The sequence below is a fragment of the Mesorhizobium sp. M7A.F.Ca.US.014.04.1.1 genome (assembly GCF_003998745.1).
Lineage (GTDB): Bacteria > Pseudomonadota > Alphaproteobacteria > Rhizobiales > Rhizobiaceae > Mesorhizobium > Mesorhizobium ciceri.
Genome location: NZ_RZRW01000753.1, coordinates 1,327 through 2,340 on the forward strand (window position 1 = coordinate 1,327; position 1,014 = coordinate 2,340).

The 1,014-nt window shown below is 66.8% G+C and carries 2 protein-coding genes; both read left to right on the forward strand.

Features of this window, described 5'->3' with window-relative positions:
* A partial coding sequence (locus EOA22_RS39195) for a sigma factor-like helix-turn-helix DNA-binding protein (RefSeq protein ID WP_281040804.1) occupies window positions 1-272 on the forward strand: 272 nt, incomplete at its 5' end.
* Window positions 269-1,014 (forward strand): anti-sigma factor (locus EOA22_RS31020; RefSeq protein ID WP_164756084.1); only part of this gene is annotated, 746 nt, incomplete at its 3' end. The genes EOA22_RS39195 and EOA22_RS31020, both read left to right, overlap by 4 nt.

The following is a 1,014-nucleotide window of genomic DNA, read 5'->3' on the forward strand; positions in this document are numbered from 1 at the left end:
ATCTCGACGAGGTGAGCTCCGCTCACGCAGCCGATCCACCCGACAGCGAGAGCCCGGAGGCGACCCTGATCGCCAAGGCAGATACCGTAGCACTCGAAGCCGCGATCGCCGCCCTGCCGCAGCCGTTTCGCGAAACCCTCGTGCTGCGCGACATCAATGGCCTCGCCTACCGCGATATCGCGGCCATGCTAGGCGTGCCGATGGGTACGGTGATGTCACGGCTGGCGCGGGCGCGTGGCCTGCTGATCTCTGGCCTTGGGAGGGCGCAATGAGCGCGCACAACGACGGATTGCCCGAGGATGCCGCAGGCATGAACCTGATGCTGCACGCGCTGGTCGATGGCGAGCTTGACGCCGCCGCGGCCATAGCCGTTGAGCGGCGCATAGCCGCCGACCCCAAGCTGGCGGCCGAACATGCCCGCGTCATGGCCTTGCAAGGGGCTGTGGCCGGACTTCCGAAGCCGCAAGTCAGCGACGCCTTCAGCGCGCGCATCGCAGCCATGGCTGCTGCCGGCAATGTCGAGGTACTGCGCCCCAAATCGCCGACGGCACCAGCGAAGGCAAATCGAACGGGGTGGTCGGCGCGCAACTTCGGCTCATTCGATTGGCGCGCCATGGCGGCGTCTATCATGCTCAGCGCGGTGCTGGCCAGCGGTGCAACGCAATGGGCGATCCAGCCTGGCGTAGCCGATGGCTTTGCCGCAGGGGTAGCCAGCGGCCACCAGCGCAGCCTGTTGGCGATGAGCCCGGTGGATATCGTCTCGTCGGACCGACACACGGTGAAGCCCTGGCTCGACGCAAGGCTCGGTCTTTCGCCGCCGGCGCCGGACATGGCCAAGGACGGATTTGCACTCATCGGTGGCAGGGTCGAGGTCATCGGCGGCCGGGCGGTGCCGGCACTGGTCTATCGCCACCGCGAGCATCTGATCACCCTTGTCGCCGAGCCTCAAAAAGCCGGAGCTGTGACCGACCCTGTCGATCTCTCTGAGGGCGGTTTTTCGCTGGTGCAGTGGAG